Source organism: Streptomyces sp. NPDC048461, assembly GCF_055587105.1.
In genome coordinates, this window is the sequence record NZ_JBVJGW010000021.1 from 101,255 (window position 1) to 123,848 (window position 22,594).

The window sequence follows — 22,594 nt, forward strand, 5'->3', positions numbered from 1 at the left end:
TGGTGCATACTGTGCGACGCCCGCGCCGCTCAACCGCTCGCATTCGTGGGAGCGTACCGGAGCAGGCCCCCGACTCCGGGCCGTTACGAGTCGGACGAAGGACACGAACCGATATCAACTCTCTGTAATCGGACATGCGTCCCACCCCGTCTCTCCCGTACCTTCCTCCGTCGTCCCGCGCCTGCCCCGCGCACTCACCGTGTACTCCCGGCGCTTTCCACGGGCCGTTTTCGTCACAGCGCGCTACGGACCCGACGCGAGCAGTTCCTCCGCCAGCAGTTCCTCCGCCTGGGCCGCGGTCCGCCACTGCTCGGCCCGCACCCACGCCCGCTTCAGGTGCAGGTGCACGTCCGCCTCCCAGGTGAAGCCCATCCCGCCGTGCACCTGCAGGCAGTCCCGGGCGCCCGCCACCGCCGCCTCGTCGCCGAGGAGCTTGGCCGCCGCGATCTCCCCGGGGTCCGCGGTCACCGCCGCCGCGTAGACCGCCGTACGGGCCACCTCCGCCCGCACCAGCATGCCCGCGCAGAGGTGCTTGACCGCCTGGAACCCGCCGATCGGCTGTCCGAACTGCTCCCGCTCCGCCGCGTACCGCACCGCCAGCTCCAGCGTCCGCAGCGCGCTCCCGACCTGGAGCGCGGCGGTCAGCAGCGCCCCCGTCGCGCGGTGCTCCGAGACGCCGGCGCCCCCGCCGCCGTACGCCGCCACCCGGTGCAGCGGGGTCAGCGGGTCCGCCGAGCGGACCGGTTCCCCGGCCGGGACCGGCTCCCCGGGGGCCCCCAGGACGGCGTCCGCCTCCCCGAGGTGCGCCACCAGGTCCCCGCCCAGGTCGAAGGCGGTGACCACGGCCTTCCCCGCCGCGGCCCCCGGGACCAGCCCGGCGGCGAGGTGCGTGGCGACCAGCGGCCCCGGCAGCAGGGCCCGCCCGGCCTCCTCGAAGGCGAGCACCGCCTCCGGGAGCCCGAGCCCGACCCCGCCCTCGGCCTCCGGGAGCCGCAGCGCGAAGAACCCGGCCTCGCCCAGCTCCCGCCACAGCCCCCGGTCCACCACCGGCCCGCCGGCCGGCGCCGCGCCGTCCGCCGAAGCCCGCAGCGCCCCGCGCCCGTACCGCCCCGCCAGGAGGTCCCGTACGCCCCTGCGCAGGGCCTCCTGGTCCTCGGTCGGCTGGAAGTGCACGCCCCTCACCGGCCCTTCGGAAGGCCGAGGATGCGCTCGGCGACGATGTTGCGCTGGATCTGCGAGGTGCCCGCCGCGATCGTGTACGAGAGCGACGAGAGGCGGTCCAGCGTCCACTCCTCGTCCAGGACGAGGGACCCGGCCCCCAGCACCTGCGCGGCCGTGTCGTACAGCTCCTGCCGGGCGTGCGAGTACGCGAGCTTGAAGACGGAGCCGCCGGTGCCGGGGACGCCGCCGGAGCGTTCCGCCTCGCTGACGTTCCACTGCGTGAGCCGCCACAGCGCGCCGAACTCCCCGTACAGCCGGCCCATCCTGCGCCGCAGCACCGGATCGTCCCAGCTGCCGTTCGCCTTGGCCCGGCGGGCCAGCTCGCCCAGGGTCCGGCGGCAGGCGACGACCTCGCCCACGAAGGCGGTGCCCCGCTCGAAGGAGAGCGTGACCATGGTGACCCGCCAGCCGTCGTTCTCCGCGCCGACCCGGTTGGCGACCGGGACCCGCACCTCGTCGAGGAACACCTCCGCGAACTCGGTGGACCCCGCCAGCGTCCGCAGCGGCCGCACCGTCACCCCGGGCGCGTCCATCGGCATGGCCAGCCAGGAGATGCCGCGGTGCTTGGGGGCGTCCGGGTCCGTGCGCACCAGCAGCTCGCACCAGTCGGCCACCTCCGCGTGCGAGGTCCACACCTTCGAGCCGGTGACCACGTAGTCGTCGCCGTCCCGGACGGCGCGCGTCCGCAGGGACGCCAGGTCCGAGCCGGCGTCCGGCTCGCTGAACCCCTGGCACCACACCTCGTCGCCCCGCAGCACCGGCGGCAGCCAGCGCGCCCGCTGCTCCGCCGTGCCCTCGGCGGCGATGGTCGGGCCGGCGTGCAGCAGGCCGACGAAGTTCGCACCGACGTACGGGGCGCCCGCGCGCTCCGTCTCCTCCAGGAAGATCAGGTGCTGGGTCGGGGTGGCCCCGCGGCCCCCGGCGTCGAGCGGCCAGTGCAGGCCCGCGTACCCGGCGTCGTGCAGCCGGCGCTGCCAGCCCGCGTCGTAGGCGCGGCGGCCCGGCCAGTCGTCGGGGGACGGCTTGGCGGGCAGCCCGGGCAGCACGACGGCGAGCCAGGCGCGCAGCCGGGCCCGGAACTCCTGCTCCTCCTCGGTGTAGGTCAGGTCCATCAGCGGTCCAGGTCGAGGCCGAGCATGCGGATGGCGTTGCCGCGCATCAGCTTGTAGACGGTCTCCTCGTCGAGGCCCTTCACGTGGTCGAGGGCGACCTCCTTGGTGTGCGGGAAGGTCGAGTCGACGTGCGGGTAGTCGGTCTCGAAGGTGGCGTTGTCGCGGCCGACCACGTCCAGCGAGGCGATGCCGTGCTTGTCGCGGAAGAAGCAGCAGAAGATCTGCCGGTAGTAGTACGTGGACGGCGGCTCGGGGATCAGGTCCCGGACCCCGCCCCAGGCCCGGTGCTCCTGCCAGACGTCGTCGGCGCGCTCCAGGGCGTACGGGATCCAGCCCATCTGGCCCTCGCTGTAGGCGAGCTTGAGCGTCGGGAACTTCACCAGCACGCCGCTGAAGAGGAAGTCCATCATCGAGGCCATCGCGTTGTTGAAGCTGAGCGAGGCCTGGACGGCGGGCGGCGCGTCCGGGGAGGCGGCGGGCATCTGGGAGCTGGACCCGATGTGCATGTTGACCACCGTGCCGGTCTCCTGGCAGACGGCGAAGAAGGGGTCCCAGTACCCGGAGTGGATCGACGGCAGCCCGAGGTGGGTCGGTATCTCGGAGAAGGTCACCGCCCGCACGCCGCGGGCCGCGTTGCGCCGGATCTCGGCCACCGCGAGGTCGATGTCCCACAGCGGGATGATGCACAGGGGGATCAGCCGGCCGCCGCTGTCGCCGCACCACTCCTCGACCATCCAGTCGTTGTAGGCGCGCACGCAGGCGAGCGCCACCTCCTTGTCGTGGGCCTCGGCGAAGGTCTGCCCGCAGAAGCGCGGGAAGGTCGGGAAGCACAGCGAGGCCTCGACGTGGTTGAGGTCCATGTCGAGCAGCCGCGCCTTGGGGTCCCAGCAGCCGCGGCGCATCTCCTCGCGGGTGATCCCCTCCAGGGTCATGTCGTCGCGGTCGAAGCCGACGGCGGCGATGTTGCGCTTGTACGGGAACTTCAGGTCCTCGTAGATCCACCAGTCGGTCGGCGGGCCGTCGGGGTCCATGGAGATGACGTACTTGCCGCCCGTGTACTGCAGCTCGCCGATGCCGGCGGTGAGCGGCTTGGGGCCGCGGTCGCGGTACCTGGCGGGCAGCCAGACGTCGAACAGGTGTGCGGGCTCGATCACGTGGTCGTCGACGCTGATGATCCGAGGCAGTTCCACAGGTCTCCCCAATCTGATGGATCGTCAGAAACAAGCTAGCCCCGCCACCCCTGGACCGACAAGCGCCGGCGCTCTACGCTCTCCGCTGGATCTGACTATCCGTCAGCTAAGGGAGGTCTGGGATGCCGGACACCGCGACAGAACTGAGCCGGTCCCGCACCCTGTGGGAGCTGATCGACCGCCGGGCCGCGCTCACCCCGGACACCACCGTCCTCATCGAGGCCGCCGAGGACCCCGCCGACGACCGCAGGCTGACCTTCGGCGAGCTCCGCGACCGCTCCGAACGCGTCGCCGCCGGCCTGTACGGCATGGGCGTGCGCCCCGGCACGGTCGTCGCCTGGCAGCTCCCCACCCGCATCGGCACCGTGCTGCTGTCGGTCGCCCTCGCCCGCCTCGGAGCGGTCCAGTCCCCGGTCATCCCCTTCTACCGGGACCGGGAGGTCGGCTTCGCGCTCCGCGAGTCCAAGGCGGAGTTCTTCGCCGTCCCGGGCGTGTGGCGCGGCCACGACTACCCCGCAATGGCCGAACGGCTCGGCGCCCGCGGGGTCTTCGAGGCGTACGAGGACCTCCCGGACGGCGACCCGGCCGTCCTGCCCCCGCCGCCCGGCTCCGGCACCGACGTCCGCTGGATCTACTGGACCTCGGGCACCACCTCCGACCCCAAGGGCGTCCTGCACACCGACCGGTCCCTGATCGCCGGCGGCTCCTGCCTCGCCCACGCCCTGCACCTGAGCCCGGCCGACGTGGGCTCGATGGCCTTCCCGTTCGCGCACATAGCCGGGCCCGACTACACCGTCATGCTGCTGCTGTACGGCTTCCCGGCCGTCCTCTTCGAGAAGTTCGCCATGCCGGACGCGCTCGACGGCTACCGCCGCCACGGCGTCACGGTCGCCGGCGGCTCCACGGCCTTCTACTCCATGTTCCTCGCGGAACAGCGCAAGGACCCCGCGACGAAGCTCATCCCCACCCTCCGGCTGCTCGCCGGCGGCGGCGCCCCCAAACCGCCGGAGATCTACCACGCCGTCGTGCGCGAGATGGGCTGCCAGCTGACCCACGGCTACGGCATGACCGAGGTCCCGATGATCACCATGGGGGCGCCGGACGACACGGCGGACCACCTGGCCACGACCGAGGGCCGCCCCCCGGCGGGCATGTCCGTCCGCGTCACCGCCCCCGACGGCACCCCGCTGCCCTCGGACACGGACGGCGAGGTCCGGCTCAAGGGCGAGGCCGTCTGCCGCGGGTACCTCGACCGGGAGCAGTCGGCGGCGGTCTTCGACGCCGACGGCTACCTGATCACCGGCGACCTCGGGCACCTGACGGCGGACGGCTACCTGGTCCTCACCGGCCGCAGCAAGGACGTCATCATCCGCAAGGGCGAGAACATCTCGGCGAAGGAGATCGAGGACCTCCTGCACCGGCTGCCCGGCGTCGCCGACGTGGCCGTCATCGGCCTCCCGGACCCGGCGCGCGGCGAACGCGTCTGCGCCGTCGTGGAGCAGCCCCCGGGGGCGGCCCCGCTGACCCTGCCGCAGCTGACCTCGTACCTGCGCGCCGAGGGCCTGGCGACCCACAAGCTCCCCGAGCAGCTGGAGCTCCTGGAGTCCCTCCCCCGCAACGAGGCCCTGCGCAAGGTCCTCAAGTACCGCCTGCGCGAACGCTACGCCTGACCCGCGCCGTGGGCCGTCTCCGGGGCGGGGCGTCCCGGGGACGGCCCCGCCGCGGCACCGTCGGCTACAGCCGGCTCAGCGAGGCCGCCGCGAACAGGACGTCCCGGATCGCCTCCCGGTCGCCGTGCTGCCCCGCGGCCGCCTCCTCCGGCGAGATGTGGCCCGCGGCCAGCTGGCAGAACTCGACGCCGTCCAGCGCGATCTCCGCCACCGTCCGCTCCGCCGACGGCTTCGCGGCCGGCGAGTCCAGCGCGATGTCCCAGCCCCCGCCGCCCGCGCCCTCGATCTCCAGGTGCAGCGTCCGCCCCGGCGCACCCGCCTCGACCAGGCCGCGCGCCGGACCGGCGAGCCCCGCCCGGCGGCGCTGCGCCAGCGCCCCCGGCAGCAGCCGGGCCGCCAGGTCGATCATGCGGTGCAGGTGTGGCCCGGAAGGCGCCTCGTACGGGTAGTCCACCGCCTCGGCGATGTCCCACGCGTGGACCCAGCACTCGAAGGCCCGCTCCAGGAACGCGTCCCCGAGCGGCAGCGCGAAGTCGCCGTAGTCCACCGCCAGTTCGGCCACGCCCCCGCCGGCGAAGGACACCGTGCGCACCAGCGTGTGCCCCTGCTCCCGCCACGGGTCGCGGACCCGCCGGGTGGTCGGGTGCCCCGGCGCGTCCCAGAAGTGCTCCGTCCGCGCGGCCGGGCCGGCGCCCGGCGGCGCGTCGGGACCCAGCGGATCGTCCAGCCCCAGGGCCGTCGCGACCATGCCGTCCACCGTCAGCAGGTGCCCGATCACCCCGGCCACCGTGGTCCGCTGCGAGCGGCGCCCCTCCTCCTCGAACCACTTCAGCCGTACCGGGGTGTGCCACTCCGAGTCGCCGAAGTCCTGGAGCAGCGCGTCGAGCCGCGCCGTCTCCGTGTCGTACGGGCTCGCCCACACCGGCACCGGGATGCGGGCCGGCCGCTTGCCCAGGCAGTCCTCCAGCACCCGCGACCGCAGCAGCGGCTTGAGGTCGAGGGTCTCCTCCGGGTGCAGCAGGCCCACCGCGTCGCGCAGCCGCAGCGCCTCCTCGGCGCAGGGCGCGCACTCGGTGAGGTGCTCCTCCACCGCCTGCGTCTCCTCCGCGGAGCACGCGGCCAGCGCCCACGCGCCGAGCAGGGACTTCAGCACGGCGTGCGTGGGCGGGACGGCCGCCGCCGCGGGGTCCGGCGCCGGTTCACCGCACGGCTCCCCGGCCGCCGAGGACGCCGCGGGCCGCTCCGGGAAGGGTTCCGGGAGCGGCTCCGGGAGCACGGGCGGCTGCGGCGACGGCTCCGGCAGCGGTTCCGCGGGCAGCGGCGCGTACTGCGGGTCGAGGTCGTCGGCGGGGCCGCGCGGACCCGGTATCCGGGCGGGGCCCGCAGGCCGCTCGTACCCGTCGTCGGGTCGCTCGGCGGGGCCGGTCATCGGGGCGTTCCATGGGTGCGGTGGCCGTGTCCGGGAGGGGTGGTGTCGTCCAGCGGGAGGGTGTGGGCGGTCGACAGGAGCTGCAGCCCGAGCCGCAGCCGGCGCCGCGCCTCGTCCTCGCTGATCCGGAGGTCGGCGGCGGCCTGCCGGTAGTCGCGCCGCTTGAAGTAGGCGAGTTCGAGCGCCGCGCGCAGGGGCGCGGGCATGGAGGTGACGATGAAGTCGGCGCGGGCGGCGGCGCTGGCACTGCGCACCTTCTGCTCCAGTTCCTCGTGCGAGCCGCGGCCCCGCTCCGCCTGCCGGAGCCGTGCCACGGCCTGGCCCTGGGTGATCCGGGCGACCCACGACCGCATGGAGCCCTGCTTGGGGTCGTAGGCGTCGGGGTTCTCCCAGATGTACGCGAAGACCTCGCGCGTGGTCCGGTCGGCGGCCTTCTCGTCGCCCAGCACCCGGTGCGCCAGGCCGTGCACGAGGGAGGCGAAGCGGTCGTACAGCTCCCCGAGCGCGGCGGCCTCACCGCGGGCGAGGCGCTGCTGCATGCGGCGGTCCCAGCGCGGTGGCGCGTCCTTCGGCATAGTGCCCCCAGCCGTGTGTCGACGCATCGAATGTAGTGGGCACATGGCGTTGTGCGCCTGTTTTGGGGGAAGCCCGCCCCGAAAATGCGCCGAGCGTGATAAGGACATGGCGCCGCGTGAACGGTGGTACGAGCATGGGGACATGGGTACAGGTGTACGCGCCCCGCCGCGCTCCCCGTGCGCGGGTTCGATGTCGCCACCTCCTTGACCGCTTCGCTTAACGCGCAGGCCACGTAGGCCGTACGCTCCTGCAGTGTCTTGATCTGAACCCCACCGCACACGTGAAGGCGGAACGCCGAACATGGACAGCGCAGAATACGAGCGCAAGATCGCCGCCCGATTCGCCACCTTCGACCAGGACGGGTCCGGCTATATCGACCGGGAGGACTTCAGCGCGGCCGCGAAGGCCGTACTGACCGAATTCGGCACCACCGCACGCTCCGACAAGGGCCAGGCCGTCTTCGCGGGCGCCGAGGCCTTCTGGCAGGGCATGGCGGGCATCGCGGACGTCGACGGCGACCAGCGGGTGTCCCGCGAGGAGTTCATCACCGGCGCGGCGAAGCGGCTGCGCGACAGCCCGCAGCGGTTCGCGGAGATCGCACGGCCGTTCCTGCGGGCCGTGATCGCGGTCGCGGACCCGGACGGCGCCGGAGCCACCCCACCGGCGACGGCGCGGGTGCTGACCGTGCTCGGCACCCCCGCGGAGCAGGCCGCGCAGGTGGCGACCGCCCTGGACACCGACGGCGACGGCCGCATCTCGGAGGACGAGATCCTGGCGGCCTTCGCGTCGTACTGCGGCGTGGAGGCCCCGGACGCCTGACGTCCGCGGCGCGGCCGGGAGGTCGACGGCGGGGCCGCGCGGCCCCGCCCCTCCCCCTGCCCGGACGCCGGCGGCGGCACCCGGGCGGCCGCCTAGGCGAAGACCACCGTCCGCGCGCCGTTCAGCAGCACCCGGTGCTCGCTGTGCCACTTCACCGCGCGCGCCAGCGCCTGGCACTCCACGTCGCGCCCGATCGCCACCAGCTGGTCCGGAGTGACCTCGTGGCCCACCCGCTCGACCTCCTGCTCGATGATCGGGCCCTCGTCCAGGTCGGCGGTGACGTAGTGGGCGGTCGCGCCGATCAGCTTCACGCCGCGCGCGTGCGCCTGGTGGTACGGCTTCGCACCCTTGAAGCTCGGCAGGAACGAGTGGTGGATGTTGATGATCCGCCCGCTCAGCTCCTTGCACAGGGTGTCCGACAGCACCTGCATGTACCGGGCGAGGACCACCAGCTCGACGTTCTCCGCGCGCACCAGCTCCAGCAGCTCCGCCTCGGCGGCCGCCTTCGTGTCCTTCGTCACCGGGATGTGCACGAACGGGATGCCGTACGAGCCGACCAGTTCCGCGAAGTCCGTGTGGTTGGAGACCACGGCCGCGATCTCCACCGGCAGGGCGCCGATGCCGGCGCGGAAGAGCAGGTCGTTCAGGCAGTGGCCGAACTTGGACACCATCAGCACGATCCGCATGCGCTCGTCGGAGCGGTGGATCTGCCAGTCCATCCGGAAGGAGTCCCCGATCGCGGCGAAGCTGGCGCGCAGCTTGTCGACGGTCAGGGCGGACTCGGCCTCGAAGTGCACCCGCATGAAGAAGAGCCCGGTCCCCCGGTCTCCGAACTGCTGGCTGTCCACGATGTTGCAGCCGGTCATGAAGAGGTAGCTCGACACGGCGTGCACGATGCCCTGCTTGTCGGGGCAGGACACGGTCAGGACGTACTGCTGGAGGGGCTGGGCCGGGGCCTCGGGCTGCGGGTCGCTCATGACCCGACAGCCTTTCACACCGCGCGGGTCGCCATCCTCAGCAGTTCGAGCGACCGCGGCCGCTCGTCGGGGTCGTCCCCGTCCGCCGCGGCCAGCCGTACGTGCGCCTCGCGCGCGGCGCGGACCGCCTCGGGCCACGCATGGTGCTCCAGGTAGGCGGAGACGGGTGCGTCGGGGCCGACCTGGTGCAGGATCCGCAGCACCCGCAGCACGGAGAGGTCGACGAGGGCCGCCTCCTGCGAGTCCCGGAAGATCGTGCCGACGTACTTCTCGGCCGACCAGCTGTCGAGCCAGGTGTCCTCCACGAGCCGGTACACGGCGTCGGTGACGTCCCCGTACCCTTCGGCGCCGGCGAGCCAGGTCTCCTCGTGGAAGACCGGGTCGGAGAGCATGTGCAGCGCCGAGCGCACGTTGCTGCGCCAGCGCCACCACGGCATGTCGTTGAGGGGCATGCCGCCCATGGTGGAGGAGCGGCCGCCGCGGCGGGAAGAGTTCTTCGAACCTTGGGCGAATGTCACGCTTTCGATCGTACGTTCCTGATCAGCGCGATCTTGAGGCGCCCGCGGCACCGCGGGACCCGCCGGCTTCCCCGGCAATTCACCTGGGCGTCACCGAATGTTGTGTACACCTCACACTTCAGTTCCCCGTGGGGCGGAATGGTGCGTGGACATGACCGACTGGCGCCGCGCAGCAAGGCTTTCCCGCACCCTCCTCGCCACCGCGATGGGTGCGTGTCTCGTCGCCGGGTGCGGGGTGATACCCGGAGGGTCCGGCGGCTCCGGGGGATCCGGGGACACCCTCACCGTCATGACCTTCGCCCCCGAAGGCACGGCCGCGACCAACATGCCCGGAATGCCCGCCATGGCCCGGGCCTACGAGCGCTGGGTGAACTCCAAGGGCGGCGTCAACGGCCGCACCCTGCGGATCCTGACCTGCAACGAGAAGAACACGCCCACCGGCGCCGCCGACTGCGCCCGCAAGGCCATCGCCGAGAAGGCCGTCGCCGTGGTCGGCTCCTACAGCCAGCACGGGCGCGCCTTCATGGCCCCGCTGGAGGCCGAGGGCATCCCGTTCATCGGCGGCTACGGGGTCTCCTCGGAGGAGTTCCAGTCCACGCTCTCCTACCCCGTCAACGGCGGCCAGCCCGTCCTCCTCGCCGGGGCCGGCCACCAGCTCGGCCGCGCCTGCAGCCAGGTCGCGCTGGTCCGCCCCGACACCCTCGCGGGCGACTCCCTGCCCGTCCTGCTCAACGCCGGGCTGCGCGCCAACAAGATGGGCGACGCCTCCGACATCCGGGCCGCCGAGGACGCGACGGACTTCGCCCCGCAGGCCCGCGAGGCCCTGTCCAACACCACCGGCGGCAAGGACCGGGGCTGCGTGACCGCGGTCCTCGGGGAACGCACGGAGACCTTCTTCGACGCGTTCCGCCGGGCCGACTCCCAGAAGAAGAACCCGCAGATCTCCTCGGTGCTCGGCAGCCTCAGCCAGTCCCTGGTGGACCGCACGGGCGGCCGCGAGAGCCCCTTCGAAGGCGCCTACCTGACCAGCTGGTACCCGGTCTCCACCGATCCCCTGTGGGAGCCGATGCGCAAGGTGATCTCCGAGCACTCCCTCGGCGCGGACGGCCTCGACGCCGCCGACAGCGGCGCGCAGACCACCTGGATCGCGTACACCGTGCTGAGCGAGATCGTGAACCGCTTCAAGCCGGGCGAGAACGTCACCGCCCGCAAGCTGGCGCGCGTGCTGAACCAGTCGCAGTCCGTCACGACCGGCGGCCTGACCCCGGAACTGAGCTGGCGCTACCAGGACATGCGCGCGGTCGGCGGCTTCCCCCGCATCGTCAACGGCCGGGTCAGCTTCCAGATCGTCCAGGCCGGCCGGCTGGTCGCCCAGCAGGGCGAGCAGTCCATGGACATGACCCCGACGCTGGAACAGGCCCCCCGGGCCGCCTGACCGGGGCGGGCCGGGCCACGGCCGGGGCGGACCGCCCGCCCCGGCCCGGGTCTCAGAGCTGCGACTTGTCGCGCTTCGTGAGGGAGTACTTGGTCGCGATCGTGTTCCACAGGGTCGCGGCCTGCTCCTTGGACCGCGTCGCGTCGCCGCTCGCCTTGTTCCCCGCGGAGGCGTTGTCCGTGTTCCTGGCCTTGCCGTCCTTGCAGCCCTTGTCGCCGCCGACGTCCTGCGCCCAGGCCGCATAGCTGTTGTCGGCGGCCGCGGAGGACTGCCAGGCCTTGGTGAGGGCCGCGCTCAGCTTCACGTGGTCCGGGAGCTGGTCCAGCTTCAGCTCCTTGAGGCGCGTGACCAGCTCCTCGCGCTGCCGGGCCGCGTCGCGCAGGTCGGCGGCGGCCTGCTCCAGGTTGCTGCAGACCTTGATGTCCTCGACGGCCTTGATCACCGCGGCGCGGCTGTCGTTGCTGTCGGCGAGGAGCTTGTCCAGCTGCACGGCCTGCGGGCTGCCCGGGTCCACCCGGGCCTCGCCGGCCGGGGCGGAGCCCCCGGCGGCGCTGGGCGCGGCCGGGACCGCGCCCGGGTCGTTGTTCTTCGGCTTGTCGTCGCCGAGCAGCGAGCCGACGCCGAGACCGGCGACGGCCAGGCCGACGACCACCGCCACGACGACCGCGGGCGAGATCCGGCGCGGGGCCTCCGGCGGCGGGGGCGGGGGCCCGGCGAACTGCTGCTGGGGGTGGCCGGGTTGACCCGGGTGCGGGTAGTGCTGCTGCGGGGCCTGGTGCGGGTGCGGTACGGGCCCCTGCCCGCGCGGCGGGTACGGACGCGGCGGCGGCTGCCGCCGCACCGGCTCCTGCACCGGCGGCAGTTGCTGCGTGTGCCCGGCGGAGTCGTCGCCCCCGCGGAACAGGCCGTCGAACTCGGCGGCGGGCACGGGCGCGATGTACTGCGTCGCGGCCTCGACGTGCGCGGGGGCGGCCGGGACCGGCGGCATGTACTGGGTGGCGTCCTCCCCCGGGCCGCCGGGAGCTCCCGGACCCGGCCCCGCCGGGACCGGCGGAATGTACTGGGTGGCGTCCTCCCCCGGGCCGCCCGGACCCGCCGGGACCGGCGCGATGTACTGCGTCGCCGCCTCGGCGTGCGCGGGGGCGGCCGGCACCGGCGGCATGTACTGGGTGGCGTCCTCCCCCGGGCCGCCGGGAGCCCCCGGACCCGGACCCGACGGAACGGGCGGGATGTACTGGGTGACCGCCTCGGGCAGCGGCGGGTAGCCGTAGCCGTGCGGGTCCCCCGGGCCCTCGTAGCCCGGGCCCACCACGTGCCCGGCCCCGGCGGCCGGCTGCGGCTGCGGCTGCGGCTGCGGCTGCGGCTGCGGCTGCGGGTAGCCGTACCCGGGCGCCGGGTAGCCCTGCGGGTCCTGCCCGGGCTGCGGGTAGCCGTACGCGGGACCGCCCGGCTGCGGGGTGCCGTAACCCGGCTGCTCCGGCTGCGGGGTGCCGTACGCCGACTGCTCCGGCCGGCCGGGCTGCGGGGATCCGTACCCGGACCCGCCCGGCTGCGGCGAGCCGTACGCGGGCTGCTGCCCGGGCGGGGCTTCCTGCTGGTGCTGCGGGTACCCCTCGGGCCCGTCCGGCTGCGCCGGGTGGGCGGGGTCCGGACCCCACGGGGCACCCGGCTGGGGGGCGCCCCCTCGTCCGTTCTCCGTCACCGGGACTCCTTCTCCGACTTGCCCGAACCTGCGGAACCGTCGGCTCACGCTACCCGGTCGCCCGGGGCTACCGTCAGGCCGCCCGGGAACCCGCCCGGGACCGCCCCGGGGTTGCGGACGGTGACGGGCGGGCGGGCCCCGCGGCCGGTCAGGCGGCCCTGGCCTCCAGACGGGCGCCGAACTCGCGGACCGACGCCTCCTCCCGGTACGGCTCCAGCCGCGAGCGGAAGTCCTCCAGGTACTCCTCGCCCCGGGTCGAGCGGAGCCCCGCCAACAGGTCCGCCGCCCTCGTGGCGGTCCGGCAGGCCTCCTCCACCTCCCGCTGCTGGACCTGCGCCGCCGCCAGCAGCAGCAGGCCGATCGCCCGGCGGCGCGCCTTGCCGTCCGGCAGGCCCCGCAGCGCCTCCTCCGCGCGCCGGCCCGCCGCCTCCGCCTGGCCCAGGTCCCGGTGGCAGTGGGCCAGTTCGTCCGCGAGGTACGCACTGTCGAAGTGCCGGATCCACGCCGGGTCGTCGCCCGACTCCGGCTCCGCCCGTTCCAGCGCCGTCACCGCCCGCCCCGACAGCACCGCCGTCGCCCGTACGTCCCCCAGCAGCGCGTGCCCGCGCGCCTCGGCCGCGTAGAACATCGCCTCCACCCGCGGGGTGACCTGCCCCCGGGTGCCCTCCTGCGCGGCCCGCGCGAGCTGCGCGATCTCCCGGGGGTTGCCCAGCTCGGCGGCCAGGTGGCTCATGGACGCCGCCAGCACGTACCCGCCGTACGCCCGGTCGCCGGCCGCCTGGGCCAGGCGCAGCGCCTGGATGTAGTAGCGCTGCGCGAGCCCCGGCTGCCCGGTGTCCACCGCCATGTAGCCGGCGAGTTCGGTCAGCCGGGCCACCGACGCGAACAGCGCCCGTCCCACCGGCTCCTTGTACGCGCCGCCGATCAGCCCGGACACCACGGAGTTGAGGTAGTGCACGACGACCGGGCGGACGTGCCCGCTGCCGAAGCGGTGGTCGAGCTCCTTGAGCGCCTCGGTGGTGGCCCGTACCGCCTCCACGTCGGACATGCCGACCCGTGACCCGCCGCTGCGGGCCACCTGCGCGTCGGCGCCGGTGATCAGCCAGTCGCGGCTCGGCTCGACCAGCGCGGAGGCCGCCACGCTCGATCCCGCCAGGAAGTCGCGGCGGCCCACGTCGCTGCGCCACAGCTCGCAGACCTGCTCGATCGCGCCGACGACCGTCGGGGAGAACTGCAGGCCGATCCCCGAGGCGAGGTTCTTGCCGTTGGCCATGCCGATCTCGTCGATGGTGACGGTCCGGCCGAGTTTGCGCCCGATCGCCTCCGCGATGATGCCGGGAGCCCGCCCGCGCGGCTGCTGGCCGCGCAGCCAGCGGGCCACGGAGGTCTTGTCGTAACGGAGGTCGAGACCGTGCTCCGCCCCGCACATGTTGACCCGCCGGGCGAGCCCGGCGTTGGAGCACCCGGCTTCCTGGATGAGCGCCTGCAGCCGTTCGTTCGGCTGGCGGGCGACGAGAGGCCTGGCTGCCATGAAAACCCCCTGTAACCGCGGGTGATCGCTGGAATGATCACTTCCCGCCTGAAGTGCGGGGAATCTTCCGCTCTGCGTGGTGTCGCTACCCAACTCCCGCGCCCCGGCCTCCTACGCGCCCCCACGCGTGCCCCGATGCGCCCCGCATGCAGGATCGATGCTCCGTCCACCGTCCGGTTTACGCCCGTAACCCCGGGTGACCCGCGGAGTTGTGATGGGCGTGGAAGAGACCATCGGAGTCACGGAGACCGCACCCATCCCCAAGCAGCGCGGCGAACAGGTGCTGGACCATGCCGTCCGGTACGCGGAGGAACGGCACTGGGACGTCTTCGCCGGCACCTGGCTGGAGTCCGGAAACGGGCGGGAGGTCTGCTCCTGCGGCGCCGCGGACTGCCCGGCCCCCGGCGCGCACCCGGCGGTGAAGGACTGGGCGGCGCAGGCCACCGGCAGCGCGGTGCAGGTGCGGCGGGTGTGGGCGAAGCACCCGGAGGCCTCGATCCTCATGCCGACGGGCCGTACGTTCGACGCGCTGGACGTGCCGGACGCGGCCGGCTTCCTGGCGCTGGCGCGCCTGGAGCGGATGCAGCGCACCATCGGGCCCGTCGCCCTCACCCCCGACCACCGGATGCTGTTCTTCGTCCTGCCGGGCGCCGGTGCCAAGGTGCCGGACCTCGTACGGAAGCTGGGCTGGTCCCCGGCCGCGATCGACCTGGCCGTGCGCGGCGAGGGCGAGTACGTGGCGGCCCCGCCCACCCGCTTCGGCGGCCGCGGCTCGGTGCAGTGGGCGCGGCGGCCCACTCCGGCGAACCGGTGGCTGCCGGACACGGAGGAGCTGATCGACGCCCTGGCGTACGCCTGCGGGCGCGAGGCGGCCGCGGCCCGGGCCCGCGCGGGAGCGTGAGGCCGGCGCCGGCGCCGGCCCCGGCGTCGTGGCCCGGGTCCGCGCCCGCAAGTTCATGACATAAGTAACTGCTCGGGCCTCTCCCCGTCCTCCTATGGTGAGGAAAGAACGACCGACGGGGACGGAACGAGAGGCGGGCGCATGCCGGACCAGGCTGATGCGACGGGTGGAACGCAACGGACGGACGGGGCGCGAACCGCGCCGTCCGCCGTGCGGGTGGAAGGCCTCTGGAAGCGCTTCGGCGAGCAGGTGGCGGTCGCCGGGATCGACCTGGAACTGCCCGCGGGCCAGTTCATCGGGCTGGTCGGCCCCAACGGCGCCGGCAAGACGACGACGCTGTCGATGGTGACCGGGCTGCTCCGCCCGGACATGGGCCGGGTCGTCGTCGCGGGGCACGACGTGTGGGCGGACCCGGCCGAGGTCAAGTCCCGGATCGGCGTCCTGCCGGAGGGCCTGCGGCTCTTCGAGCGGCTCTCGGGACGGGAACTGCTCGGCTACATGGGCCGGCTGCGCGGGCTGCCGGGGGCCGAGACCGACAAGCGGGCCACCCAGCTGCTGGAGGTCCTCGACCTCGCGGGCTCGCAGCACAAGCTGGTCGTGGACTACTCGACGGGCATGCGGAAGAAGATCGGCCTGGCGGCCGCCCTGCTGCACAACCCGGAAGTCCTCTTCCTGGACGAGCCGTTCGAGGGCGTCGACCCGGTGTCGGCGCAGACCATCCGCGGAGTCCTGGAGCGCTACACCGCGTCCGGCGCCACGGTCGTCTTCTCCTCCCACGTGATGGAGCTCGTCGAGTCGCTCTGCGACTGGGTGGCCGTGATGGCCGCCGGCCGGATCCGGGCCGCGGGCCCGCTGGCCGACGTACGGGGCGACGCGCCCTCCCTGCAGGCCGCCTTCCTCGAACTGGTCGGCGCGCACGGGCGCGACGCGGCCGGCGACTCCCTGGACTGGCTCGGCGGCGGTTCCGGGGCGGGTTCCCGATGACCGCGCCCGCCGCCGCCACATCGGCGGCCGTCACCGCGCCCGCCGCCTCCGCACCCGCCTCCCTGACCCCGGTGTTCATCCGGCTCAAGCTGTCGCTGCTGCGCAACGGACTGAAGGGCTCCTCGAAGCGCAAGGCCGTCTGGATCACCACCCTGGTCTTCGCCCTGGTCGTCGCCTTCTTCACCACCCTCGGCCTGTCCCTGCTGAACGGGCACGCCCGCGCGGGCACGGTCGTCGTCCTGCTGGCCGCCGTGCTGGCGCTCGGCTGGACGTTCATGCCGCTGTTCTTCCCCACCGGGGACGAGACGCTCGACCCGAGCCGGCTGGTGATGCTGCCGCTGCGCCCGCGTCCTCTCGTACGGGCCCTCCTGGCCTCCTCGCTGGTCGGCATCGGACCGCTGTTCACGCTGTGCCTGGCGGCCGGCTCGGTCATCGCCGTCGCGCGGGGCGCGGCCGGTGCGGCGGCCGCGGTCGTGGGCGCCCCGCTCCTGGTGCTCGGCTGCGTGACGCTGGCGCGGGCGGTGGCCACGGCCAACGTCCGGCTGCTGACCAGCCGCAAGGGCCGCGACCTGGCGCTGCTCAGCGGGCTGCTGATCGCGGTCGGCGCGCAGCTGGCCAACTTCGCCAGCCAGCGCCTGTTCGAGGCGGGCGGCCTGTCCCAGCTGGAGCCCGTCGAGGCGGTGGTGCGGTGGCTGCCGCCGGCGACCGCGGTGGGCATGGTCGACTCGGTGAGCGACGGCTCGTACGGGGTGGCGGCGGCGCAGCTGGCGCTCACCGTCGGCGCGCTGGCGCTGCTGATGTGGTTCTGGGAGCGCAGCCTGACCCAGCTGATGGTCAGCCCCGACGGTTCGACGATCGCCGCCGCGCGGCCCGTGAAGGACCGCGGCGCGGGCGGCCTGTGGTCGCTGCTGCCGGAGGGCCGGACGGGCGCGGCCGTGCAGCGCACCCTGCGGTACGTGGTGCGCGACCCGAAGACCAAGGCCTCCTGGGTGACGGCGCTGGCGATCGGCCTGATCGTCCCGGTGGTCAACGCCCTCCAGGGCGTCGGCTCCGTGTACCTCGCGTGCTTCGGCGCGGGCATGCTCGGCGTCCAGATGTACAACCAGTTCGGGCAGGACACCTCCGCGTTCTGGATGGTCGCGCAGACCATCTCGACCCCCCGCGACGCCTACCTGGAGCTGCGGGCCCGGGCGCTCGCGCTGGGGCTGGTGGCCTTCCCGTACACGGTGCTGGTCACGGCGGTCACGGCCGCGCTGCTCGACGACTGGGGCAGCTTCCCGGCCGGCCTGGGGATGGCGGTGGCCCTGGTGGGCTCCATGCTGTGCACGGGGGCGCTGGCCTCGGCCCGCTTCCCGTACTCGATCCCGACGGACGGCGCCTTCAAGAACGTCGCCCCGGGGCAGGGCGGCCTCGCCTGGATGGGCATCATCGGCGGCATGCTGGTGTCGGCGCTGATCTGCGCCCCGGTGATCGCCCTGACGGTCTACCTGGACGTGGCCGACCACCAGGGCCTCTCCTGGATCGTGCTCCCGCTGGGGGTGGCCTGGAGCGCCCTGGTGAGCTGGGCGGGCCTGCGGCTGGCGGCGCCGACGGTGGCGCGGAAGCTGCCGGAGATCCTGCTGGCGGTGAGCAAGGGCTGACCGCACGGCGCGCGAAGCCGCCGCCGCAGGGGCGGGGTTCACCGGCGGGACCCGCACTCGGCCCACAGCAGCTTGCCCGCGTGCGCCCCGTCCAGGCGGAACGCCCCGTACCGGTCCGCGTACAGCCGTACGAGGATCAGCCCGCGCCCGTGTTCCGCGTCGGGCGCGGCCGCGGGGTCGGGGGCGGCGGGATCGCCGCCGAAGGGGGCCGGGATGACCGGGCTGGTGTCCCAGACGCCGACCCGGACCCGGTCCGCCGCCGTCGCCCGCAACCGCAGGGCGCAGGGGCCGTGGGCGTGGCGGTAGGCGTTGGCGACCAGCTCGCCCGCCACGAGCTCGGCGGTGTCGGCCGGCCCCGGCATGGCGTGACTGCGGAGCACCGCCCGCACGGTGGAGCGGGCGATTCCCGCTGCGCGGGGATCGTGCGGGAGTTGGAGGGTGTAGGCCCAGGACGGAGCTACGGTTGCGTCCACGGAAGTCTCCGATCGAGGAGGAGAGTTGGACTGTGTGCGGTGGAGCCGTGCGGTGCCCGGTGACCAGGCCGCTCCGTCGAGCGGGGTACTTCCAGGCGGTGGCCAGGCGCCCAAAGTAGCGGCTCCGGGTAACGTGTTTCACGACTTCTGTGTAATGAATGACATTGCCACTCATGTGGGTGACAGCCGCCCCGGGAAGGTGAGTTGAGCATGCCCACCGCGCGTCAACTCCGCTTCGGCGCCGAGCTGCGCAAACTGCGCGAGGGGTCCGGCCTGAACGCGACCGAGGCCGCCAAGCACTTGGGGATCCGGCAGACACAGATCAGCAATCTGGAGGCGGGCCGGATCGGCGCCAGCCCCGAGCGGGTCCGCGCGCTCGCCGACCTGTACGGGTGCACGGACGGGCCGTACGTCGAGGCGCTGACCGGGATGACCGGCGAGCGCCGCCGCGGCTGGTGGGAGGAGTACCGGGAGATCCTCCCGGGCCCGCTTCTGGACCTGGCCGAGCTCGAACATCACGCACACGGCCTGGGCAGTGCGGTCACCACCCACATTCCCGGGCTGCTCCAGACCGCCGAGCACGCCCGCGAGATCTTCCGGCACGCGGTCCAGACCCTGACCCCACCCGACATCGAGCACCGGGTCTCGTTCCGCCTCAAACGACAGGCCGTGCTGTTCGGCGAACGTCCGACCCCCTACCGGGCACTCATTCACGAGGCGGCGCTGCGCATCCCCGTGGGCGGCAGCACGGTCGCCCGCGCGCAGCTCGCGCACCTGCTCGCCATGAGCGAACTGGACCACATGACCATCCGGGTCATCCCCTTCACGGCCGGCGCGCTGCACGGCTCCGGGCAGTCGATCTACTACGCGACGGGGCCGGTCCCTCCACTCGACACCGTCCACCTCGACCAGACCCACGGGCTGGTGTACCTGGACGACGAACGGCAACTCGCGGACTACCGCGTACTGTTCGAGCGGGTGGAAACCGTCGCCCTCGACCCCGAGGCGTCACGGGAGTTCATCGGCGCCGTCTCCCACGAGATGGGAAGGCAGACATGAACCCGTACACCTGGCGGCGGTCCTCCCGCTGCGCATCAGGCGACTCCTGCGTCTACGTCGCCACCGCCCCCGGCAGCCCCGGCTCGCAGGCGGGCGTGCTCGTCGCCGGCAGCCCGGGCGGCGGCCCGGTCGTGCGGGTGGGGGCCGCCGCCTGGGGGGCGTTGCTCGACGCGGTCCGGAGCCGTCAGCTCTGAGCGGCCCGGACCCCGTCCAGGAACGGTTCCAGCACCGCGCGCCAGGCCGTCGGCTGGTCGTAGTGGAGGTAGTGGCCGGCGTCGGGGATCTCGGCGTACTGGCCGGCCGGGAGGACCCGGACCATCTCCTGGGCCTCGGCCCGGCCCAGCTCGCCGTCGAGGCCGCGGACCACCAGGGTCGGGCAGCGGACCTGGGCCAGCTCCTCCCAGTGCGCGTCGTGCACCCAGGTCTCGCGGGCCGTCAGCATCTGGCGCCGGGAGAACAGCGGGCGCCAGCCGTCCTGCGCCTCGTGCATGACCTCGGCGAAGAAGGCGCCCCGGCCGGGGTCGGGGCGCTCCACGCGGGGGTCGTCCTCACCGAACCAGCGACGGGCCGCGTCCTGGGTGGGGAAGGGGAGCGGCCAGCGGTGGAACCAGTCCTCCCACTCCTGCTGGGAGGCCTCGCCGAGGGCCGAGGCCCGCATGTCGCAGATGACCACGGCTCCGACCAGGTCCGGGCGGCGGGCCGCGAGCTGCCACGCGGTGAGCGCGCCCATGGAGTGGCCGATGAGGGTCACCGGGGCGAGGCCGAGCTGCTCGACGGCCGCCTCGGCGTCGGCCACGAAGGCCTCGCGGCCCAGGGAGGTCAGCACGCCCGGACCCGCGGGCGGGCGGTCGCTCTGGCCGTGCCCGCGCTGGTCGAGGGCCACCACGCGGCGGCGCTCGGCGAGCCAGCGGGCGGTGCCGGCCCAGTGAAAGGCCCGTCCCATCAGCCCGTGCAATAACAGGACCCCGGGGCGCTCGGGGTCCTCGTGGGGCGCGGCGGGGGCCGCGGTGGCACCGTCGCCGCCCGCGGGCGCCGGGGGCGCCGCGTGCGGTTCGCGGAACTCCCAGGCGGCCAGGCGCACACCGTCGGCCCCTGTCACATCGATGCGCTCCACCACCGCAGATGCACCCCCTTCGCTCCCGGCCAGACTATCGAACCCGCATTCGAAAACAGGGGTCCTGGCGTGAACACCCCTCTTTCGAGTGACCTTGCTCAAGGATTGGCCGCCCCTGCCGATGGAGATCCTTTCAACAGGGAGGCGGGCCGATCGGGGAAGACGGTCCGAGGGGATGACCTTGAGAGCTCGGGGCTCCAGGTCAGCAGGGGAGGACCGGTCCCGGCGCCGCGAGGCGCCGGGACCGCCACCCTCTCCACCGGGACCGCCCGCTCGGGAAGACCGTCCGCCCGGGGACTCCGGTCCGTCTGGCCGAAATCCGTCCCGTCGTCCGGCCGCGGCCGGACCGGATCAGCGCTTCGCGACGAACACGTGCGAGGCGATCTCCTCGTCCAGCTCGGCCGCCTCGCCGCCGCTCCCCACCAGCACCCCGCCCGGGGACTCCGTCACGCTCACGACCGAGCCGGGCTGCACGCCCGCCCGCCGGAGCGTGTACATCAGCTGGGCGTCCGTCTGGATCGGCTCGCCGATCCGCCGGACGACCACGGTCTTGCCCTCGGTCCCCGGGTCGAGCTCGGCCAGGCTGACCATGCCCTCCTCCAGGAAGGGGTCGGCTTCGGCCTTCTCGCCCAGTTCCTCCAGCCCCGGGATCGGATTCCCGTACGGCGACTCGGTCGGGTGACGCAGCAGCTCCAGCACCCGCCGCTCCACCGCCTCGCTCATCACGTGCTCCCAGCGACAGGCCTCGGCGTGCACCTGCTCCCACTCCAGGCCGATGACGTCGACGAGCAGGCACTCGGCGAGCCGGTGCTTGCGCATCACGCGCGTCGCCAGCCGCCGCCCCTCTTCCGTCAGCTCCAGGTGCCGGTCGCTGGCGACGGCCACCAGGCCGTCGCGCTCCATCCGCGCCACCGTCTGGCTCACCGTCGGGCCGCTCTGATCGAGCCGCTCGGCGATACGGGCGCGCATGGGGACCACGCCTTCCTCTTCCAGCTCGAGGATGGTGCGGAGATACATCTCCGTGGTATCGATCAGTCCGGACATTCGTGCCCCTCGGATTGCGTGCGCTGGCCCTGCCCCCAATTCTGACGCATCCGGCCGACAACCGTCCCGTGCCGGGCGTCAAGGGCCCTCCGGGACATCGCCGCAGCGCCCGCCGCTCCCCGGGCGGGGCCGCCCCGGACGCTCCCCCGGTGCCTCCGCGGACGGCTCCCGGTGATCTCCCGGACCCCCGCGGGGTGATCGCGGGGCCCTCCTCCGAGGGCCTCCCGGGTGATCTCCCGGAGCCCGTCCCCGGACATCCCGGGACATCCCCCGGAGCCTTTCGGACCGGGATTGACGTTCGTATTGACACACCCTTGGTCCAGACCGCACGGTGAGCGGCGGACACCGACGCACCCCCACTCCCCCACCACCTCCGGAAGGGCCATCGGCGTATGAGCGAGAGCAAGCTGGCCGGTCAGTTCTTCGACGCCGCCATCGGTCTGCTGGAGCGGGTACGGGACGAGGAGGCCGCGCGGATCAGCGAGGCCGGCACTCTCCTCGCCGACGCCGTGGCCGGCGGGAACCGGCTCTTCGCCTTCGGCGCCGGGCACTCCTCGCTGCCCGCCCAGGACGTCGTCTACCGGGCCGGCGGGCTGGCCCTGATGAACTTCCTCGCCGTCCCGGGCACCGTCGGCATCGACGTCATGCCCGCGACGCTGGGCAGCGCCCTGGAGCGGGTCGACGGACTCGCCGCGGCCGTCCTCGACAGCAGCCCCGCCTCCGCGGGCGACGTCCTCGTGATCATCTCCCTGTCCGGGCGGAACGCGCTGCCCGTCGAGATGGCGGTCAACGCCCGCGCGATCGGCATGAAGGTGATCGGCCTGACCTCGGTGGCGTACGCGACGGAGACCAGGTCCCGCCACGCCTCCGGCACCTATCTGAAGGACCACTGCGACGTGGTCCTCGACAGCAAGATCGCCGTCGGCGACGCCGAGCTGACCCTCGACGGCATCGACGCGCCCTTCGCCCCCGCCTCCACCGTCGTGACCAGCGCGATCATGCAGGCCGTCGTGGCGGCGGCCGTCGGCGAGCTCGCCGCCCGCGGGATCGAGCCCCCGATGCTGCGCTCGGGCAACGTGGACGGCGGCCACGAGTGGAACGGCCGCGTGATGCAGGAGTACGGCGACCGGATCTTCTTCCGCCACTGACCGGGCACCGGCGGGGGCCGGTCGGACACCCGACCGGTCGCCGGGCACGGC

The 22,594-nt window shown here is 73.7% G+C and carries 21 protein-coding genes; 9 read left to right on the forward strand and 12 right to left on the reverse strand.

The features are described from left to right. Nucleotides 1-243: 243 nt before the first annotated feature. From ACZ6S8_RS29620 to ACZ6S8_RS29630, 3 genes are read right to left on the reverse strand one after another with little or no spacing between them, the layout of a single operon-like run. Nucleotides 244-1,173, reverse strand: coding sequence for an acyl-CoA dehydrogenase family protein (locus tag ACZ6S8_RS29620; RefSeq protein ID WP_469460474.1), 930 nt, complete (start codon nucleotides 1,171-1,173; stop codon nucleotides 244-246). Between the two features lie 5 nt (nucleotides 1,174-1,178). Then, nucleotides 1,179-2,333, reverse strand: coding sequence for an acyl-CoA dehydrogenase (locus tag ACZ6S8_RS29625; protein WP_469460475.1), 1,155 nt, complete (start codon nucleotides 2,331-2,333; stop codon nucleotides 1,179-1,181). Further along, nucleotides 2,333-3,523, reverse strand: coding sequence for an amidohydrolase family protein (locus tag ACZ6S8_RS29630; RefSeq protein ID WP_469460476.1), 1,191 nt, complete (start codon nucleotides 3,521-3,523; stop codon nucleotides 2,333-2,335). The genes ACZ6S8_RS29625 and ACZ6S8_RS29630 overlap by 1 nt, the downstream gene beginning before the upstream one ends. A gap of 122 nt (nucleotides 3,524-3,645) precedes the next feature. Between ACZ6S8_RS29630 and ACZ6S8_RS29635 the strand changes: the two genes are divergently transcribed. Further along, on the forward strand, nucleotides 3,646-5,193 hold the full coding sequence (locus tag ACZ6S8_RS29635; RefSeq protein WP_469460477.1) for an AMP-binding protein: 1,548 nt from the start codon (nucleotides 3,646-3,648) through the stop codon (nucleotides 5,191-5,193). 64 nt (nucleotides 5,194-5,257) lie between these two features. Here the strand turns inward: ACZ6S8_RS29635 and ACZ6S8_RS29640 are convergent, their stop codons facing one another. Together ACZ6S8_RS29640 and ACZ6S8_RS29645 are read right to left on the reverse strand one after the other, a co-directional pair. Beyond that, on the reverse strand, nucleotides 5,258-6,622 hold the full coding sequence (locus ACZ6S8_RS29640; RefSeq protein WP_469460478.1) for a zf-HC2 domain-containing protein: 1,365 nt from the start codon (nucleotides 6,620-6,622) through the stop codon (nucleotides 5,258-5,260). Then, entirely contained in the window at nucleotides 6,619-7,197 is a 579-nt protein-coding gene (locus ACZ6S8_RS29645; protein WP_469460479.1) for a sigma factor, read from the reverse strand. Before ACZ6S8_RS29645 ends, ACZ6S8_RS29640 begins: the two co-directional genes overlap by 4 nt. A gap of 301 nt (nucleotides 7,198-7,498) precedes the next feature. Between ACZ6S8_RS29645 and ACZ6S8_RS29650 the strand changes: the two genes are divergently transcribed. Next, complete coding sequence (locus ACZ6S8_RS29650) at nucleotides 7,499-8,017, forward strand: EF-hand domain-containing protein (RefSeq protein WP_469460480.1); 519 nt, start codon at nucleotides 7,499-7,501, stop codon at nucleotides 8,015-8,017. Nucleotides 8,018-8,109: 92 nt separating this feature from the next. Here ACZ6S8_RS29650 and purU read toward each other — a convergent pair whose 3' ends face one another. Beyond that, entirely contained in the window at nucleotides 8,110-8,994 is an 885-nt protein-coding gene (gene purU, locus ACZ6S8_RS29655; RefSeq protein ID WP_469460481.1) for a formyltetrahydrofolate deformylase, read from the reverse strand. 14 nt (nucleotides 8,995-9,008) lie between these two features. Further along, entirely contained in the window at nucleotides 9,009-9,455 is a 447-nt protein-coding gene (locus ACZ6S8_RS29660) for an SCO4402 family protein (protein ID WP_469460504.1), read from the reverse strand. Between the two features lie 208 nt (nucleotides 9,456-9,663). On the opposite strand from ACZ6S8_RS29660, the gene ACZ6S8_RS29665 reads away from it, so the two are divergent. Further along, complete coding sequence (locus ACZ6S8_RS29665) at nucleotides 9,664-10,947, forward strand: ABC transporter substrate-binding protein (protein WP_469460482.1); 1,284 nt, start codon at nucleotides 9,664-9,666, stop codon at nucleotides 10,945-10,947. 52 nt (nucleotides 10,948-10,999) lie between these two features. On the opposite strand, the gene ACZ6S8_RS29670 is transcribed toward ACZ6S8_RS29665, so the two are convergent. Beyond that, nucleotides 11,000-12,649, reverse strand: a complete 1,650-nt coding sequence (locus ACZ6S8_RS29670) for a hypothetical protein (RefSeq protein ID WP_469460483.1) — start codon at nucleotides 12,647-12,649, stop codon at nucleotides 11,000-11,002. 148 nt (nucleotides 12,650-12,797) lie between these two features. Continuing rightward, on the reverse strand, nucleotides 12,798-14,180 hold the full coding sequence (locus ACZ6S8_RS29675) for a transcriptional regulator (protein WP_469460484.1): 1,383 nt from the start codon (nucleotides 14,178-14,180) through the stop codon (nucleotides 12,798-12,800). Nucleotides 14,181-14,400: 220 nt separating this feature from the next. Between ACZ6S8_RS29675 and ACZ6S8_RS29680 the strand changes: the two genes are divergently transcribed. The 3 genes from ACZ6S8_RS29680 (at nucleotide 14,401) to ACZ6S8_RS29690 (ending at nucleotide 17,705) form a co-directional block, all read left to right on the forward strand. Beyond that, entirely contained in the window at nucleotides 14,401-15,081 is a 681-nt protein-coding gene (locus tag ACZ6S8_RS29680; protein WP_469460505.1) for a bifunctional DNA primase/polymerase, read from the forward strand. A gap of 141 nt (nucleotides 15,082-15,222) precedes the next feature. Next, nucleotides 15,223-16,065 (forward strand): ABC transporter ATP-binding protein, encoded by an 843-nt coding sequence (locus ACZ6S8_RS29685; protein WP_469460485.1) that lies wholly within the window; start codon nucleotides 15,223-15,225, stop codon nucleotides 16,063-16,065. Then, the gene (locus ACZ6S8_RS29690) at nucleotides 16,062-17,705 is read left to right on the forward strand and encodes a transporter (protein WP_469460486.1); all 1,644 of its coding nucleotides are present in this window, start codon (nucleotides 16,062-16,064) and stop codon (nucleotides 17,703-17,705) included. The genes ACZ6S8_RS29685 and ACZ6S8_RS29690 overlap by 4 nt, the downstream gene beginning before the upstream one ends. Nucleotides 17,706-17,743: 38 nt before the next feature. Here ACZ6S8_RS29690 and ACZ6S8_RS29695 read toward each other — a convergent pair whose 3' ends face one another. Next, complete coding sequence (locus ACZ6S8_RS29695; RefSeq protein WP_469460487.1) at nucleotides 17,744-18,178, reverse strand: ATP-binding protein; 435 nt, start codon at nucleotides 18,176-18,178, stop codon at nucleotides 17,744-17,746. Nucleotides 18,179-18,388: 210 nt separating this feature from the next. Here ACZ6S8_RS29695 and ACZ6S8_RS29700 point away from each other — a divergent pair, with 210 nt between their 5' ends. Both ACZ6S8_RS29700 and ACZ6S8_RS29705 read left to right on the forward strand, forming a co-directional pair. Continuing rightward, entirely contained in the window at nucleotides 18,389-19,237 is an 849-nt protein-coding gene (locus ACZ6S8_RS29700) for a helix-turn-helix domain-containing protein (protein WP_469460488.1), read from the forward strand. Continuing rightward, the gene (locus ACZ6S8_RS29705) at nucleotides 19,234-19,431 is read left to right on the forward strand and encodes a DUF397 domain-containing protein (RefSeq protein ID WP_469460489.1); all 198 of its coding nucleotides are present in this window, start codon (nucleotides 19,234-19,236) and stop codon (nucleotides 19,429-19,431) included. Before ACZ6S8_RS29700 ends, ACZ6S8_RS29705 begins: the two co-directional genes overlap by 4 nt. On the opposite strand, the gene ACZ6S8_RS29710 is transcribed toward ACZ6S8_RS29705, so the two are convergent. After that, on the reverse strand, nucleotides 19,422-20,354 hold the full coding sequence (locus ACZ6S8_RS29710; protein ID WP_469460490.1) for an alpha/beta fold hydrolase: 933 nt from the start codon (nucleotides 20,352-20,354) through the stop codon (nucleotides 19,422-19,424). The genes ACZ6S8_RS29705 and ACZ6S8_RS29710 overlap by 10 nt on opposite strands. Nucleotides 20,355-20,702: 348 nt before the next feature. After that, nucleotides 20,703-21,395: a metal-dependent transcriptional regulator gene (locus ACZ6S8_RS29715; protein ID WP_351274543.1), complete on the reverse strand. Its 693-nt coding sequence runs from the start codon at nucleotides 21,393-21,395 to the stop codon at nucleotides 20,703-20,705. A 392-nt stretch (nucleotides 21,396-21,787) separates the two neighbouring features. Here ACZ6S8_RS29715 and ACZ6S8_RS29720 point away from each other — a divergent pair, with 392 nt between their 5' ends. After that, entirely contained in the window at nucleotides 21,788-22,543 is a 756-nt protein-coding gene (locus ACZ6S8_RS29720; protein WP_469460491.1) for an SIS domain-containing protein, read from the forward strand. Nucleotides 22,544-22,594 lie beyond the last annotated feature (51 nt).